This window comes from Candidatus Saccharibacteria bacterium oral taxon 488, assembly GCA_013099195.1.
GTDB lineage: Bacteria > Patescibacteriota > Saccharimonadia > Saccharimonadales > Saccharimonadaceae > Nanosynbacter.
Genome location: CP039999.1, coordinates 172,325 through 187,213 on the forward strand (window position 1 = coordinate 172,325; position 14,889 = coordinate 187,213).

12 protein-coding genes are annotated in these 14,889 nt (G+C 51.4%); 10 read left to right on the plus strand and 2 right to left on the minus strand.

What is annotated here, in order from left to right; all coding sequences use genetic code 11:
* Positions 1-25: 25 nt before the first annotated feature.
* The 7 genes from FBF28_00885 to FBF28_00915 all read left to right on the plus strand — a co-directional run bounded on the left by FBF28_00885 (position 26) and on the right by FBF28_00915 (position 9,694).
* The gene (locus FBF28_00885) at positions 26-3,703 is read left to right on the plus strand and encodes an isoleucine--tRNA ligase (protein QJU08122.1); all 3,678 of its coding nucleotides are present in this window, start codon (positions 26-28) and stop codon (positions 3,701-3,703) included.
* 117 nt (positions 3,704-3,820) lie between these two features.
* On the plus strand, positions 3,821-5,167 hold the full coding sequence (locus tag FBF28_00890; GenBank protein QJU08123.1) for a DUF3137 domain-containing protein: 1,347 nt from the start codon (positions 3,821-3,823) through the stop codon (positions 5,165-5,167).
* 9 nt (positions 5,168-5,176) lie between these two features.
* Positions 5,177-6,001, plus strand: a complete 825-nt coding sequence (locus tag FBF28_00895; protein QJU08124.1) for a hypothetical protein — start codon at positions 5,177-5,179, stop codon at positions 5,999-6,001.
* A gap of 311 nt (positions 6,002-6,312) precedes the next feature.
* Positions 6,313-7,602 carry a hypothetical protein gene (locus FBF28_00900; protein QJU08125.1) on the plus strand — a complete coding sequence of 430 codons (1,290 nt, stop codon included), beginning with the start codon at positions 6,313-6,315 and terminating at the stop codon, positions 7,600-7,602.
* A gap of 59 nt (positions 7,603-7,661) precedes the next feature.
* A complete protein-coding gene (gene rplU / locus FBF28_00905) occupies positions 7,662-7,967 on the plus strand; it encodes a 50S ribosomal protein L21 (GenBank protein QJU08126.1) in 306 nt (101 codons plus the stop codon).
* Positions 7,968-8,054: 87 nt separating this feature from the next.
* Positions 8,055-8,819 carry a ParA family protein gene (locus tag FBF28_00910; protein QJU08127.1) on the plus strand — a complete coding sequence of 255 codons (765 nt, stop codon included), beginning with the start codon at positions 8,055-8,057 and terminating at the stop codon, positions 8,817-8,819.
* Positions 8,816-9,694 (plus strand): ParB/RepB/Spo0J family partition protein, encoded by an 879-nt coding sequence (locus FBF28_00915; GenBank protein QJU08128.1) that lies wholly within the window; start codon positions 8,816-8,818, stop codon positions 9,692-9,694. The genes FBF28_00910 and FBF28_00915 overlap by 4 nt, the downstream gene beginning before the upstream one ends.
* Positions 9,695-9,697: 3 nt before the next feature.
* On the opposite strand, the gene lepB is transcribed toward FBF28_00915, so the two are convergent.
* A complete protein-coding gene (lepB, locus tag FBF28_00920) occupies positions 9,698-10,303 on the minus strand; it encodes a signal peptidase I (protein ID QJU08129.1) in 606 nt (201 codons plus the stop codon).
* A gap of 75 nt (positions 10,304-10,378) precedes the next feature.
* Between lepB and FBF28_00925 the strand changes: the two genes are divergently transcribed.
* Genes FBF28_00925 through FBF28_00935 form a run of 3 tightly spaced genes read left to right on the plus strand, consistent with a single transcriptional unit; the run spans position 10,379 to position 14,015 of the window.
* The gene (locus FBF28_00925; protein QJU08130.1) at positions 10,379-12,052 is read left to right on the plus strand and encodes a LytR family transcriptional regulator; all 1,674 of its coding nucleotides are present in this window, start codon (positions 10,379-10,381) and stop codon (positions 12,050-12,052) included.
* Between the two features lie 20 nt (positions 12,053-12,072).
* The gene (locus tag FBF28_00930; GenBank protein QJU08131.1) at positions 12,073-12,846 is read left to right on the plus strand and encodes a hypothetical protein; all 774 of its coding nucleotides are present in this window, start codon (positions 12,073-12,075) and stop codon (positions 12,844-12,846) included.
* On the plus strand, positions 12,846-14,015 hold the full coding sequence (locus FBF28_00935) for a PDZ domain-containing protein (protein ID QJU08132.1): 1,170 nt from the start codon (positions 12,846-12,848) through the stop codon (positions 14,013-14,015). Before FBF28_00930 ends, FBF28_00935 begins: the two co-directional genes overlap by 1 nt.
* Here FBF28_00935 and prmC read toward each other — a convergent pair.
* On the minus strand, positions 13,989-14,813 hold the full coding sequence (gene prmC, locus FBF28_00940) for a peptide chain release factor N(5)-glutamine methyltransferase (GenBank protein ID QJU08133.1): 825 nt from the start codon (positions 14,811-14,813) through the stop codon (positions 13,989-13,991). The genes FBF28_00935 and prmC overlap by 27 nt on opposite strands.
* Between the last annotated feature and the right edge of the window lie 76 nt (positions 14,814-14,889).

Genomic DNA, 14,889 nt, shown 5'->3' on the forward strand with positions numbered 1-14,889 from the left:
TATAAGGTAGATAAGGAGGAAAAGTATGAAATTCACACACGGCACACGCCGCCGGGCGGCAGAATACGAAAAGGATTGGGTGCAGCGCTGGAAGGATGACCAGACATTTGAGAAGTCGGTAGCACAGCGGCCGGCGGATAATGCCTACGTTTTTTACGACGGGCCGCCGTTTATCACTGGGGTGCCGCACCATGGGACGTTGCTTAGCAGTATTGTGAAGGATGCAGTGCCACGCTACTGGACGATGAAGGGTAAACGCGTGGAGCGCGTCTGGGGTTGGGACTGCCATGGCCTGCCGGCGGAGAATTTCGTCGAAAAGCAGCTGAATATCGTGGATCGGCGGCAGATTGTGACGAGTAGCGTCAAGCAAGTCAAACTGGTAAATGATTTCGATAACGCAACGAAGGTTATTACTAAAGTTGCTGGCTGGATGGGGCAGCGAGGCTATGGTAGTAGTAGCTGGGATGCCAACAATCTAACGCCAGATAAATTAGCAGAGGAATTTGGGAGAGATAATTTTTATGTAGCTTACGATGACGATAAGTTAGTGGGGAGCGTCGTCATAAGTGATAAGGATAGTTATAATTTTTTTGCTGGCAAAAAGGATAATGGCACGTCGGTTGGTTATCTCTATAAAATGGCGGTACTACCGGAATTCCAAGGGCAAGGTTATGCGGATGCAGTGTTAAAAGAGGCTTTTCGCTTAAGTAAGCAGGAAGGGGTCAAAGAGATTCGCATAGAGGTTGGCGAGCATCAACCTAAATTGGTGAATTTGTATGAGCGCAATGGATTTCAAAGAGTTGGTGAGCATATGTCTACCGAAACAGGGGCCAACTGGTTGCTATATAGTCTCGAAGTGAGTAGTTATCCGGATATGGTATATAATCAACCAGCACCACTTGATAAAGACGGTAATCCGCTGCCGGCCATCAGCCTGGAAAAATACATCACCAAGGCGCGCGAAAGTATGGTGGCGAATAGCGAGACGTGGCAGGGGGTGATCGACCGCATCGGCCGCTGGGTGGACTTTACGGGTGCCTATCGCACCATGGACAAGGACTTTATGGAGAGTGTGTGGTGGGCGTTTAAGCAGCTGTACGAAGCCGGCAAGATCTACGAAGGCGAAAAGGTGCTGATGTACGACACCAAGTTCGCCACTCCGGTGAGCAAGGCCGAAGTGACCATGGATAACGACGCCTACCAGACAGTGACCGACCCGAGTGTATATGTAAAGTTTAAGCTGGATGATGAAGACGTTGCTGTTTTGGCTTGGACGACCACGCCGTGGACGTTGCCAGCTAACCTGATGTTGGCCGTCAATCCAGAGATGACGTATTGCGAAGTGATGGTGGGGGGTGAGAAGCTAATCATCGCTGAGGAAGCTTTGGAGCGCACTCTGCAGGATGAAAAGCACCAGCCGCTTGATTACGACGTGCTGCGTACTTTCCCAGGCAGTGAATTAGTGGGTAAAAAATACCAACCGCTTGATACCGGCTCCACCTGGCCAGAAAATGACAAGATTCACACCATTTACGCGGCGGATTTCGTCTCGCACGAGTCGGGTACGGGCATTGTGCATATCGCGCCGGCTTACGGTGAGGACGACTTTGAGTTAGCCAAAAGTTATGGTATTAGCGCCTTCCATGTCATCGATGACAATGGCTACTACACCGATGGCAATTACAAGGGCCTAGAGGTGTGGGACAATAACAAATTCATCGCCAAAGACCTGAAGGAAAAGGGTGCGGTGTGGAAAATTGAGTACATTCGCCACGAATACCCGTTCAATCCTAGAAGCAAACAGCGCATCATGTACCGGGCCATCCCAAGCTGGTTCTTCGACATCCAGGGGCAAAAGCCGCTGATGCTGGAGCAGAACGAGTATATCAATTGGTTCCCGGCCCACCTCAAGCACGGCCGCTTTGCCAAGAACATTGAGCAAGCCCCTGACTGGAACCTCAGTCGTGACCGCTTTTGGGCGACGGCTATGCCGGTGTGGAAGGGTGACCGCGGTACCGTCAAGGTGGTTGGCTCGTACGCGGAGCTGAAGGAACTGAGCGGCGCGGAGTTGGATGATTACCACCGCCCGTGGGTTGATGACATCACCTTTGAAATTGACGGCGAGAAATTTACTCGCATTGACAAGGTACTGGACTGCTGGTTCGAGTCAGGTTCGATGCCGTTTGCGCAGCTGCATTATCCGTTTGAAAACCAGGCCAAGTTTGAACAGAATTACCCGGCGGATTTCATCGTTGAGTACATCGGTCAGGTGCGAGCGTGGTTCTACTATGTGCATGCCGTCAACACTGCTTTGGCGGAGATTGGTGCCTTTGGCGAGGCTGGTGAGCAGCATAAAAACGCCTACAGCAACGTCATCACCACCGGTGTGGTGGCGGGCAATGACGGCCGTAAGATGAGTAAGTCGCTTGGTAACTTTACCGACCCGAACGAGCTGATGGATAAGTTTAGTGCCGATTCTTTGCGCTTTTTGCTGCTATCCAGTCCGCTGCTCAATGGCGAGGATTTTGCCTTACATGATAAAGATGTCGGCGACGTGGCGCGCAAACTTGCCATGATTTGGAATATGTACGACTTCTTTACGATGTATGCTGAGGTTGATGGTTGGGAGTTTGACGGCGAGTTGGTTGATCCGCTGAGCGGTCAAGCGATATCTGGTGACGAAGGCTTTGCCTTTCCGGCAAAGCGAGGCCAAGAGCGCCAACTGGATCAATTGGCGGCCGAGCGGCCTGAGGCAACGGATATCGCGACCGTAGTTAACGTAGTCACGAATCCACTTGACATCTGGATTGTCAGCCGCTTGCATCAGCTGGTCGCAGAAGTTGAAAAGAATATGGGTGCCTACAACATTCCTGATGCGCTTAGTCCGATTTTGCCGTTCCTCGACGACGCCTCCAACTGGTATGTTCGCCGCAGTCGCCGCCGCTTCTGGAGATCGTCGAAAGGGGCCGCGGGCGCTGAGGATGATGGTGATAAAAATGATGCTTACCGCACGCTACATTACGTGCTGGTGCGTCTGAGCTACATCTTGGCGCCATTTACGCCGTTTTTGGCTGAGGAGTTGTATCGCAATTTGACGGGTGATGATGAATCGATTCATTTGAAGGATTGGCTGCCAGCTGGTGCGGTGGATGAGCAGGTTCTAGCCGATATGGCTCGGACGCGTGAATTGATCAACAATGGTCTTAGTTTGCGTATGAAGCAAGATGAGCATCAAGCATCAATTAAGGTTCGCCAACCGCTGCAGTTTGCGGCATATGCGGGCGTGAAGCTGGCTGAGTATTACGAGCAGATTATGGCCGAGGAGCTAAATGTTAAGGAAATTCGCTGGATTGAGAATTTAGACGAGCACTTGGCGGACTATGATGTGACCGAGGGCGCGATCAAGCCAGAGAGTTGGATCGAAATTAGTAAGCAATTGACGCCCGAGCTCAAACGCGAGGGCTTGATGCGTGAAGTCATTCGCCATGTCCAAAGCGCGCGCAAGAAGGCGGGATTGCAAGTGGACGATCGGATTATGCTGCAGCTGACAACGAATGACGAGCAGCTCCGCCAAGCGATTGATGAGCATGCTGAGGCGATTGCTACTGAGACGCTGGCGGTGTTTGGCAAGGTACATGACAATCAGTCGACAGTGACGGTTGAAGGGGCTGGGCTCGAGATTGCTCTTGCTGTTGTAAAATAGTCATCAGGATAAAAGTTACTACCTCAAAACTAATGCGTGGCAAGCGTTTGCTCGGTCTCGCGCTGATCGGGCACTCATGACCTTGGCGATCGCCATGCAACGCGGTACAATGGGTCTATGTATGGTTTAGCAGTGCTCAGTCAGTTACTCTTTTTCGCGCGAGCCGGTGGCGGCGGGTCAAGTTCTGGCGGCGGTGGTGGTGGCGTTGCCCTTTTCGGGATACCGATGGTAGTTGCGATTTCGGTAAGTGGTTTTGTGAAAAAAACCACTCAGTCAAAGATGGCCGCCATAGCGGTCGGGTTTTTGGCCGGCCTACTCGCCAGCTTGTTCTACCTACTCGGCGGTGTTGTTATTTTTATCCTGGTGGCCATCTCGGCATTGGTCGGTGCGATTATCGGGGCATTTACGGATAAGATCAGCCGTTTTCGCAAAGGCAGCGAGGCTGCAAAACAGGCCGTTCAGCAAGCAGCTACCCAGGACAGCGCCTGGAACGAACAGGGTATTGTCAATTATGCAACAACGGTGTTTAATCGGTTTCAATATGATTGGGAGCGGATGGATTTGCCGTCAATTCAGCAATACGTCACGCCGAATTATGCGCGGCACATCGGACTAATGTTGTACGCTTTACAACAGATGGGGCGAGTCAATCGCATGAAGAATGTGGCGGTCAGTGAAGCGATTATCACACGGGCGTATGACGATGTGAATGATCAGAATGACCGAGTAAGTGTGAGTTTTGTTGCCTCGGCAAATGATGAGCTGATTGACGTGGCGAGTGATGCGGTGCTACATCGTGATACGGGCGAGTTTGGTGAGCAGTGGAACTTTGTGCGCTCGGGTAATGGCTGGTTACTGGATAGTATTGATCAGGCAACAGAAGATTCTGCCCAGCTTGTCGCCTCTATGCGGCAGTTTGCGGCACAATACGACATGTACTTCAGTCCGGACTGGGGGCGACTGCTGCTGCCGACCCGCGGTGAATTATTTAAGGGCGGCTTTAAGGGCACTGACATCAACAACCATATCATTGGGTTTTGGACGGGTAATTTATTGGTGCAGCTATACACCTATGTGGCCGATACTTCAAGTGGTGATTCGGCGGCTACGTACATTATCGGGCAGGTTAATTTACCAAAGTCGTATGGTGGGATTTTAGTGGAGCGTCGGGATTCACGTTTCCTGAAACGGTTTAGGGCGCCGTCAGGCTATAAAAAGGTAGAACTGGAGTGGGGTGACTTTAACAAGCGCTACCAAGTATACGCCACCGATGAAAATCAGGTGACGAGCTTTGAGCTGCTCAACCCAAGCTTCATGGCCTGGTTGTACGATCAGGACATTAAGGTTAATATTGAGGTGGTAGATAATATTGTTTATCTCTATGCCAAAATCTCCACCGGCGAGATGCGCTACGCGGAGATGATGGATATTTTGCAGAAATCACATAAAGAACTCAAGATGTAAGGAGGAGATATGATTACCAAAGCTATTATTCCGGTCGCTGGTTGGGGTACGCGGATGTTGCCAATTACCAAATCAATTGAAAAATGTATGTTGCCGATCGGCAATCGACCGCTGATTGATTATGTGGTGCAGGATTGTTTGGCGGCTGGCGTGCGTGAGCTGATTTTTGTGGTTGGCGAGCAGAGTTCGCAGCTGGAGAGCTATTATCGGAGTAATATCCTGCTCAATGATTATTTGCGGAGCAAGGGCAAGGATGACAAGCTGGCTCTAGTGGCGCCAATTGATGCCAAGCTCCATTTCGTGACGCAGCCGAGCTACGGTAAGTATGGCTCAGCAGTGCCGGTCGCTCTCGCCGCTGATTATCTCGAGGATGGTGAGTCGGCAGTGGTGCTGATGGGTGATGACTTTATGTATAATGCCGATGGCTCAAGCGAAGTGGCGCGGCTATTGGCAGCGACGCCAGACGGTCAATGTAGCCTACTGGCTCAGGAAGTGCCGGGCGATGACATTAGTCGGTACGGGGCGATTGTGATAGACGAGGCTGGTAATTTTGTAGAGATCGTGGAAAAGCCAAAGCCAGAAGAGGCGCCGAGTCACTTTGCCAACATCGGTAAATACGTCCTCACCAAGAAAGTTATTCAGTCTTGTGCTGATGTTGAAATATCGCCGCGTGGTGAGTATGAGTTAACTGATGCAGTCAGTAATTATGCTCGGGCCGACGGTGTCGTCAAGGTTGTACCAGCGGTAGGTATGCACTTGGATGGCGGTAACGTCGAGGGCTGGTTGCACGCGAACAATGTCGTGTGCGGTTGGTCGGGGTCGTGTTCGTGTTGAGGTCTGATTGAGCATAACGCCGACTAGCCAGACGGGCAGTGTGGTAATGTTCATATGTAGCAGCTGGTGAATATCAGATTCGTATTAGTGATGCCTTTTCGTGCATATTCTCGTGGACAATTGTTGATACTGGCAAGGGTTGTACGGCGTATGCGGCGACCATAGTGGGATCGTGCTGACGTTGTTAATATTGCCGATAGATAGGGGTTTAGGCTGGACTGGGTGCATTACAATCCTGTCATCCAATACCAGCGCAGAGGGTCTGGATGAAGATATTGACAAGGAAGTAATTTAGTAGTATTATATCATCCATGCGTGAGTTGTATGGTTTTTCTATCAAGACTGATACCGTAAGAGGAATAGTGCCTCGTGACGGCCATGGTAGTGAGATACCGACAGGTTTGAATGCCGGGTATCTAGGCAGTGTTAGTAATCTGGATAAGCGTATGGGTGAAAAAACTATCGATGGTCAATTAATTGCTCGTTTATATCTCGGAGAGGTCGCTGTTGGAGTTGTACAGAAAGGAAATAACCCTCATTCTGCTATCAGTCTGGTGTCCCCTTATCGGTTAGATTCTATCCCGTTACCGCCAAGCCAGACGGTCAGGATCGGAAGGGAGGACTTAGGAATGCCCGAAGAGGCGGACGGCTACCCTCTAAATACAGTCTCGCGATTATGTAAAGATGGTCATGTGGTGCTTTGTAAAAAAGGTAATGTCATCCATGTGAAAGATGCCGGCTCTCGTAATGGCACCATACAGGAGCTTCCTCACCCAGAGGAAATACGGAACATTCCATTAACAAATGGGCGGTTACGGTCAGTTGGCGGTTTTGAAAGTGATGTGTTGGAGCGGGCTGTCCATGGTGAGGACGCACATTTGGTGTTACCTGAATATGGAATAACGGCGGTATTTGATGGTATTGGTAGTATAAGGGGCGGCGGAGCGGCAGCCCGTAAGGCAGCCAAACTACTAGAGGAGATGTATCGTAAGTTCAATCCTCAGGAAATTCGTAGCCAAGCTCCTGAGTATGCGAGTATAGAGCTTACTGCCAGTTTGAATATAATTTCTGATATCATACGGAAAGATCCATCTTTAGGCGAAACCACTGCAAGCGTCGCACAAATGGTGAAGCACGATGGAAAAACGTTTGCTGTATGGGCCAATATCGGTGATTCCCGTATCTATCTGCGACGTGGTGGAAAGTGGTATCAGCTAACGAGAGATGATGGTGAGGGTAACGTTTTGGATAAGGCTCTCGGTTATGATCTGATTGATAGAAAGCATCAGTATGGCTCCGTTGAGGTTGGGCGGGGAGACATGATAGTTTGCTGTACAGACGGAATTACCGGTGATTTTGGGACTGACCGGGTGACGCGCTTTGAACTGGAAAAGCGCATACCGGAATCTAGGTTTTCTCCGCAAACGGTTAGCGGGGTGGCGCAGGGGCTTATGGACATCGCTCGCAAGGGGGATGACAGAACGGTCGTGGTGACGCAGGCTATAGCGGGCGAGGATGTGTACAAACGACAAATGGTTTGCTGTGATCGAACGGTGTTTCCTGGAGAGAATTGGTTCAGCCCGGTGATCTGGCGGGTTTGATTTATCGCAGTGTCTCTGGTACAATGAAACAGATTGAAAACTAATTTTTAAGGAACGAAATGAAAGCAGTCGTAAAAATCTCTGGCAAACAATACATTGTCAGCGAAAAAGAGTCCCTCTTGGTGGATCTCCTCCCTGAAGGCACAAAAGAACTCACTCTCGACGCACTTTTAGTGATTGATGGTGATAAAACAAAAGTTGGCACGCCAACCGTCAAAGGTGTGGTAGTGAAGGCAAAGGTTGCTGAAGCAGAAGTCAAGGGCGACAAGATCCGCGTTATCCGCTACAAGAGTAAAAAACGCGTTCACAAAGAAACTGGTCATCGCCAGAAATATACCAAGATTGAGATAACCTCGATTAAGTAACCAGCAAATCATTATACCGCCCTGCGATAGGGGCGGTATTTTTATGGCTAAAATTATGATACAATGGGGTAAGCAGAAGGGGTATCAATGACAAAGATTATTGCGGTGACAAATCAAAAGGGTGGTGTTGGCAAGACGACGACTTCAATTAATGTGGCATATTTTTTGGCAAAAGCCGGTAAGCGGACGCTGATCGTTGACTTTGATCCGCAAGGAAATGCCACTAGCGGCCTTGGCATTGATAAGCAAGAATTGGGCGCAACGATGACCGAGGTGGTGACTGGCCAGACGGCCTTGAATAATATAATTATTCAAACTGACATCAAGAATCTATCGATCGCACCGGCCACGCCGCACCTAGCGAATACCGAGGTTGAACTGGCCCAAGCCGAGGGGCGGTTTGTGCGGCTGCGCCAGGCGCTGGCGAGCCTCGCTGGGTATGATTATGTGATCATTGATAGTCCGCCGAGTCTGAGTCTGCTGACCGTGAATGGGCTGATCGCAGCGCAGTACGTCCTATTGCCAGTACAGGCAGAGTTTTATGCACTCGAGGGGCTGGGGCAGTTGATGGAGACGATGAAGTTGGTTCGCAAGGGGCTCAATCCGCATCTGCGCTTGCTCGGCGTGGTGACCACCATGGTTGATTCGCGAACGACTCTGTCGAGTCAGGTGTATGATGAGATCAAAAAGCATTTTGCTGATACGCTTTTCAAGACGACGATTCCGCGTAACATTCGCCTTGCCGAGGCGCCAAGTCACGGCGTGCCAGTTGGCGTGTACGATCGTTTCTCGAAGGGTTCACGGGCTTACCACGCGCTGACCAAAGAAATTATCGAGAGGATTGAAGGATGAAAAAAGGACTTGGGCGGGGATTTGATTCGCTAATACCGACAAATTTGTTTGACGAGGCCTTTGACCCGACGGCTGGTCAAGATGCGACAATGTCGCAATTACGCCAGCTGCCTACCGCAGACATTATCCCAGATCCAGACCAGCCGCGGCGGTTCTTTGATGAGGAAGCGCTGCGTGAACTGGCCGATTCGATCCGTCGTCACGGCGTGGTGCAGCCGATCGTCGTGACGCCACGTGGGGCACAATTCATGATCGTGGCTGGCGAGCGGCGCTGGCGAGCGGCGCAGCTGGCTGGATTAGTCGAGATGCCGAGCATCATTCGCAGTTTAAGCGATCAGCATCGATTAGAGGTGTCGCTGATCGAGAACTTGCAGCGACGTGACCTCAACCCACTGGAGACGGCGACGGCCTACATGAAGCTGCGCGACCAGTTCAATATGACGCTGGAACAAATCGGCCAGCACGTCGGCGGTAAATCGGTCAGTGCCATTAGTAATACGCTGCGCCTCTTGAAATTACCGAGCGTGGTGCGGACGGCGCTGTTTGAAAATAAGATTTCTGAAGGGCAGGCGCGAACGTTAGTAGGGCTGCCAGATGACGTGGCGGAAGATTTATTGCAGCAAACGATTCATCAGGGCTGGAGCGTGCGCAAGCTCGAGCAGATGATCGCCGCCTGGAAGCGGTCGCAGCAGCCGTCGGGCCCCGCGTCAACTCCAAAGCCAGCCCGCTCGCCGCACGCCTCGTCGGTAGCGCGCCTGTCGAAAAAACTCCGTGCTGACATCACGGTTCGCACCAGTAAGCGCGGTGCCGGTCAGATTATCATTCCGTTCAAAGACCAAGCTGATTTTGAGCGGATCCGCGACTTGATTGGCTGATTACTAAAATCCTCTGATCTGTGTGAAGGGGAAAATACGGGCGATGACCGGCCCGACGATGTCGTACAGCGGAATATTACCCATGCAGTTACGCGAGTCACACGAAAAATTACCCTCGCGATTATCGCCCATCACGAAAACCGTCCCCTCGGACACCTTGGTGTCGACATCACCGGAGGTGGGTGACTTTGGTTCGTTTTTGTTGACGGTTGTATCGGGGTTAAAGCCGTTCGGATGTTCGGTGTTATAAACGGTGACAACGCCGTTTTTGACGGTGACGCGCTCACCCGCGAAAGCAATTACCCGTTTGACGATATATTCATCGTGACCTAGGGTCGGATTGTAATTAGGATTCTTAAAGACAATAATTTGGCCGCGCTGGGGGATGTACTGTTTATTTTGCAACTGTTTGATCGTGACTGATAGTCGGTCGACGATCAGGCGGTCATTGGTGTGCATGGTGTTTTCCATGCTTGGGCCTTGCACGCCAAAACTACGAAAGACAAAGGTATTGATCAAGATTGTCCCGATGATCACTCCGACCACAAAAATAATCAGCCCCAGACTGTCCCTCAGGCGCGGGTGTCGATCGAGAAAGTGAGCATCCATCCGCCTTATTATACATGGTTTGGCGGCGAAAACCAAAAGCTTGATCGATAGAGAAGTGTGCTATAATAAGGAGCAGTGAAAATTTCAAATAGGAATTCGGTCGATGGATTTGTACCGCGAAGGGTTCAGCGGTCTCGTTTGGGTGGTGTATCGCCAGAGCAGGTAGCCGCTCATCCTCGTCGGGCGGAGCAGTCTACCCCGCAGACACTTGGGCAGCAGCCGGTCCAATTACCGCGCCAGTCACTGTCACAAGCTGATCGGGTGCGCCTCGCGACTTCGTCAACTGCTGATATTGACGAAGATATCAGCAATTCGCTCAAAGATCTCGAGCTTCAAAAGCCCGAAACACCTCGCGGAAAGCGCAAGAAATCGCATAAAAAACGTCGCAAGCTAAAGATTATTATCCTGGTGATCGTGGCGCTGATAATTCTGGTGGGTGGATTTTTGCTGTACAAGGCGTGGGTCAATGCGGGGCGAGTGTTTGGTAGCGGTAATCTGATTGACTTGTTTCAGAATCAACCGCTGAAAATGGATGCACACGGGCGAAGTAACATGCTGATTCTCGGTACGACGGATGACGACCCGGAGCACCCGGGCGCGACATTGACTGACTCGATGATGGTGCTCAGTATTGATCAGAAGAAACACGACGCCTATATGTTCAGCATTCCGCGCGACCTATACGTGCAGTTTGGGCGGGTTTGTAATTCTGGTAGCGCAGGCAAGATTAACGAATATTTTGACTGTGTTGCCAAGGGTAATGACGAGCAGGCTGAAAAGAAGCGGATGGAGGCCAGTCGCGAGTTTGTTGGCAAGATCTTTGGTATGGACCTCCAGTATGTGGCGCATGTGAATGCTCAAGTGATCAAGGACGCTGTTAACGCAGTTGGCGGCGTGACGGTAAACGTACAGAGTGATGATCCGCGCGGTGTGTTTGACCCAAGTGTTGACTGGATGTGTCGGGAGAAGGGTCTGTCAGCAGAGCAGCGGAAACGACGCTGTCCGACGGGGCATTACATTCATTTCAAGAATGGGCCAAATGAGATGGACGGTGACAAGGCGCTGTATTTCTCGCGAGCGCGTGGTGCACTGGGCGGTTCGTATGGGCTGGATAAGTCGAACTTTGACCGCGAGAAAAACCAACAGTTGGTGCTGATGGCGCTCAAGAATAAGGCGGCCTCGACGGGCACGCTGACTGATCTTGGCAAGGTGACGGCGCTGATGGACGCCATGGGTAAGAATCTGCGCACTAACGTTGATGCCAAGGAAGTCCGTACGGTGATGGATGTTACTTCCAAGATCAAGGATACAGACATCCACCGCTTGAGCTTTGTTGAGAAGGATAATGTCTTACTTGGGACGAGCAGGGTCGGCACTTCCAGTGTCGTCGTGCCAACGGCTGGCCAGTTCGACTACTCGCAAATCCGATCATTCATCAAGGTGGAAATATACGGTGATGCACTCGCTAAAGAAAAGGCGCGCGTCCTGGTGCTCAATGGCAGTGGCGTGGTCGGAGCCGCCAAATCCGAAGCTGATCGCCTAAAGGCGGCATCGCTCAACGTGGTGAGCGTCGGCAATTCACCACAGAAAATTACCGAAAAGTATAAGGTTTATCAGCTGGAGTCAGGCAAGTCCAAGCAGGCTTCTGCCAACAAGATTAAAGAGCTGTATGGTGTAACATTAACCGAAGGCAAACCGCCATTTAACCTGCCAGCCGAAGCTGACTTCGTGGTGATAATCGGGCCATAATTTGGTATAATAGGGTGGCAATGGAGTTTCTGAAAAAAACAGCCAGGCGACGGTCGCTTCTCAGTAATATCGCTTATTACGCGCTCAATTTAGGGATGGTGGCAGTCTTGTTCTGGATGTCGCAGGAGATTCATTATCCGTTGGCGGCGATTGTGCTGGTACTCTTGAGTAAGTGGCGGACATTGTCGGTGCGCCCTAAGTTTTGGCTAACGAATATTCAAGGAAGCCTGGTTGACGTGGTGGTTGGTCTCGGTGTGGTGGCGCTGATGTATGCGCCGCAGGCGACGCTGGTGCTACGAATTGCGCTAGCGGTATTTTATGCGATATGGCTTGTCGCTATTAAGCCGCTATCAAAGCGCTGGCAGATGACATTGCAGGCGGGTCTCGCGGTATTTATCGGCACAGCAGCACTGTTTGCAGTGTCACACGAATGGTCAGCTGCGGTGGTTGTGCTGTGTGCGCTAGTCATTGGGTATGGCACGGCTCGGCATTTCCTATCGACGTTTCGTGAGGAGCAGATTACTGTACTCAGTCTAGCCTGGGGGCTGGTGTTTGCGGAGATTGGCTGGCTGGCGCATTACTGGACGTTTGGCTATGCGCTGCTTGGGGTAAATGCGCTGCAACTACCGCAGGCGACGATTATCTTTATGTTGCTGTCATTCGTAGCTGAGCGTGTTTATACCTCTTGGCATAAGCATAAGACGATTGTTATTGCTGAAGTTGCCGGACCGGCTATCTTGTCGTCGGCGCTTATCCTGACCATTTTGCTATTTTTTAACTCGGTGACACTATAATGGAGCAAGAACCTCGTTCAGTTCAGCAGACCCAATCTCGACCGGGCGTGCCGCGTCGTAGGAAACTGGCATTAATCAGCGCCTGTGTTATCACGGTTGTGTGGCTGATGGTTGGGGCGGCGGTACTGGGTTCGTGGCTAATGACGCAGTTTAATAAACAGTCCATCCAGTCTACTCCTGACGGCAACCTCGTCATGTCGCGCGACGAAGCAGATATCAGCGAGGTTGTGCAGCGTGTATCTAAAAGTGTGGTTTCGATCGTAACCACTAAGAATGGCCGGACATTGTCGCGTGCGACAGTGCAGCAAGGTGCTGGTACGGGGATTATCATCAGTAAAGACGGTTACATTTTGACGAATAAACATGTTGTCAAGGACGCTGATCGTGTTGAAATTGTGAGCAGTGACGGCACACAATATACTGATGTCAAGTTTGTTGGAGCCGACCCACTCAACGACGTGGCATTTCTCAAGATTAACGGCGTTAATGATCTGCCAGCGGCCACCCTGGGTGACTCAGGTACCGTTCGTGTCGGTCAGAAAGTGATTGCAATCGGCAATTCATTGGGTCGTTACCAAAATACCGTGACGATGGGTATTATCTCGGGCAAGGGTCGGCCGGTTCAGGCGTCCACTAGCGAGCGGAGCGGCGAAGCCGAGAGCTTGACTGATTTGCTCCAGACCGATGCCGCGATCAATCCGGGAAATTCTGGTGGGCCACTCCTCAATATGTCGGGCCAGGTTATCGGCATCAACACAGCGATCGTTTCAGATGCACAAAGCGTAGGTTTTGCGATTCCGATCGGTGCTGCCAAGGGGCTAGTCCGCAGCGTGTTGGCATCTGGAAAAATTCAGAAATCGTATATCGGCGTGCGGTATATCGCTATCACGCCTGAGGTGCGTGCCGAGTATAAACTATCCGCCAAAAGCGGCGCCTATGTCGGTGGTTCACGCGACAAATCGGCGGTCGTCGCTGGCGGGCCGGCAGATAAAGCAGGCATCAAGGACGGCGACGTCATTACCAAGGTGAATGACAAGCTAATCGGCGAGCAGGGTGGCCTCGGCAGTCTTATTTCTGAGTTCTTGCCGGGCGAGACAGTAGAACTGACTATCCTGCGCGACGGCAAGGAACAGAAGGTCAAGCTAACGCTTGGCGCCTACAAGGTGTAGGACGATGATAAAGCCGCGCGTCTCTACCTCGTGAAAGCCGTGGTGCCTTGCTTGATGGAGAATTGCCTGGTGCTGTCGCGGGTCGGCCTCTAGAAAGAGCAGACCGCCCGCTGTTATGTGGCGCGGCGCTTGCTCAATCAGTGTCTCGATCAACCTCAGCCCATTATCCGCTGCGAATAACGCCTCGGCGGGTTCGTGGCGCAGTTCTGGTGAAACATCCCAGTCCCGATCAACATACGGCAGATTAGCAAAGATATAATCCACCGGCTCAATCTGCCCGGAAAGGAGCGATTGTTGCTGCAGCGTCACCCGAGCCTGTAAATTGCCCGCGTTTTTCTCGGCAACTTTTAAGGCTCGCGGACTAATGTCAGATAGAATAACCCGCAGGGACGGTCGCTCTAGCGCCGCTGTAATACCGAGGCAGCCCGAACCAGTACCAACATCAATCAGCGTCTTTGGCGCGATTTCACCGGCTGTCAGCGCCAAGAACAGAATAATCATCTCCTCCGACTCCGGCCGCGGCACCAGGACAGCTGGCGAAACAATAAATTTCCGTCCGTAAAATTCCTTACAGCCCAAAATATACGCCAGCGGCACTCGGTCGAGGCGCAGGCTCAGCCTGGCGTCAGCGATATCAACCCGCCGCGGGTCAATCTCCTCATCCAGGTGTGCGTGAAGGTACGTCCGGTTCTTCCGCAGGGTGTTAGCCAGTATCAGCTCGGCGTCCAACCGCGCCGATGTGATACCGATAGCTTTTAACTGTTTAGCGGCGTTCTTTAGCCAGGTTGCTATATTCATGTTGTTAATTATACTACATAGCTAGGAATGAGTAAAGTGGTTGCGGTTGCAAAATAGCTAGAAAGTTGTAAAAAGT

Coding starts and splice junctions, on each gene's coding strand:
- FBF28_00885 (QJU08122.1), top strand. CDS start 26: ATGAAATTCACACACGGCACACGCCGCCGGGCGGCAGAATACGAAAAG.
- FBF28_00890 (QJU08123.1), top strand. CDS start 3,821: ATGTATGGTTTAGCAGTGCTCAGTCAGTTACTCTTTTTCGCGCGAGCC.
- FBF28_00895 (QJU08124.1), top strand. CDS start 5,177: ATGATTACCAAAGCTATTATTCCGGTCGCTGGTTGGGGTACGCGGATG.
- FBF28_00900 (QJU08125.1), top strand. CDS start 6,313: ATGCGTGAGTTGTATGGTTTTTCTATCAAGACTGATACCGTAAGAGGA.
- rplU (QJU08126.1), top strand. CDS start 7,662: ATGAAAGCAGTCGTAAAAATCTCTGGCAAACAATACATTGTCAGCGAA.
- FBF28_00910 (QJU08127.1), top strand. CDS start 8,055: ATGACAAAGATTATTGCGGTGACAAATCAAAAGGGTGGTGTTGGCAAG.
- FBF28_00915 (QJU08128.1), top strand. CDS start 8,816: ATGAAAAAAGGACTTGGGCGGGGATTTGATTCGCTAATACCGACAAAT.
- lepB (QJU08129.1), bottom strand. CDS start 10,303: ATGGATGCTCACTTTCTCGATCGACACCCGCGCCTGAGGGACAGTCTG.
- FBF28_00930 (QJU08131.1), top strand. CDS start 12,073: ATGGAGTTTCTGAAAAAAACAGCCAGGCGACGGTCGCTTCTCAGTAAT.
- FBF28_00935 (QJU08132.1), top strand. CDS start 12,846: ATGGAGCAAGAACCTCGTTCAGTTCAGCAGACCCAATCTCGACCGGGC.
- prmC (QJU08133.1), bottom strand. CDS start 14,813: ATGAATATAGCAACCTGGCTAAAGAACGCCGCTAAACAGTTAAAAGCT.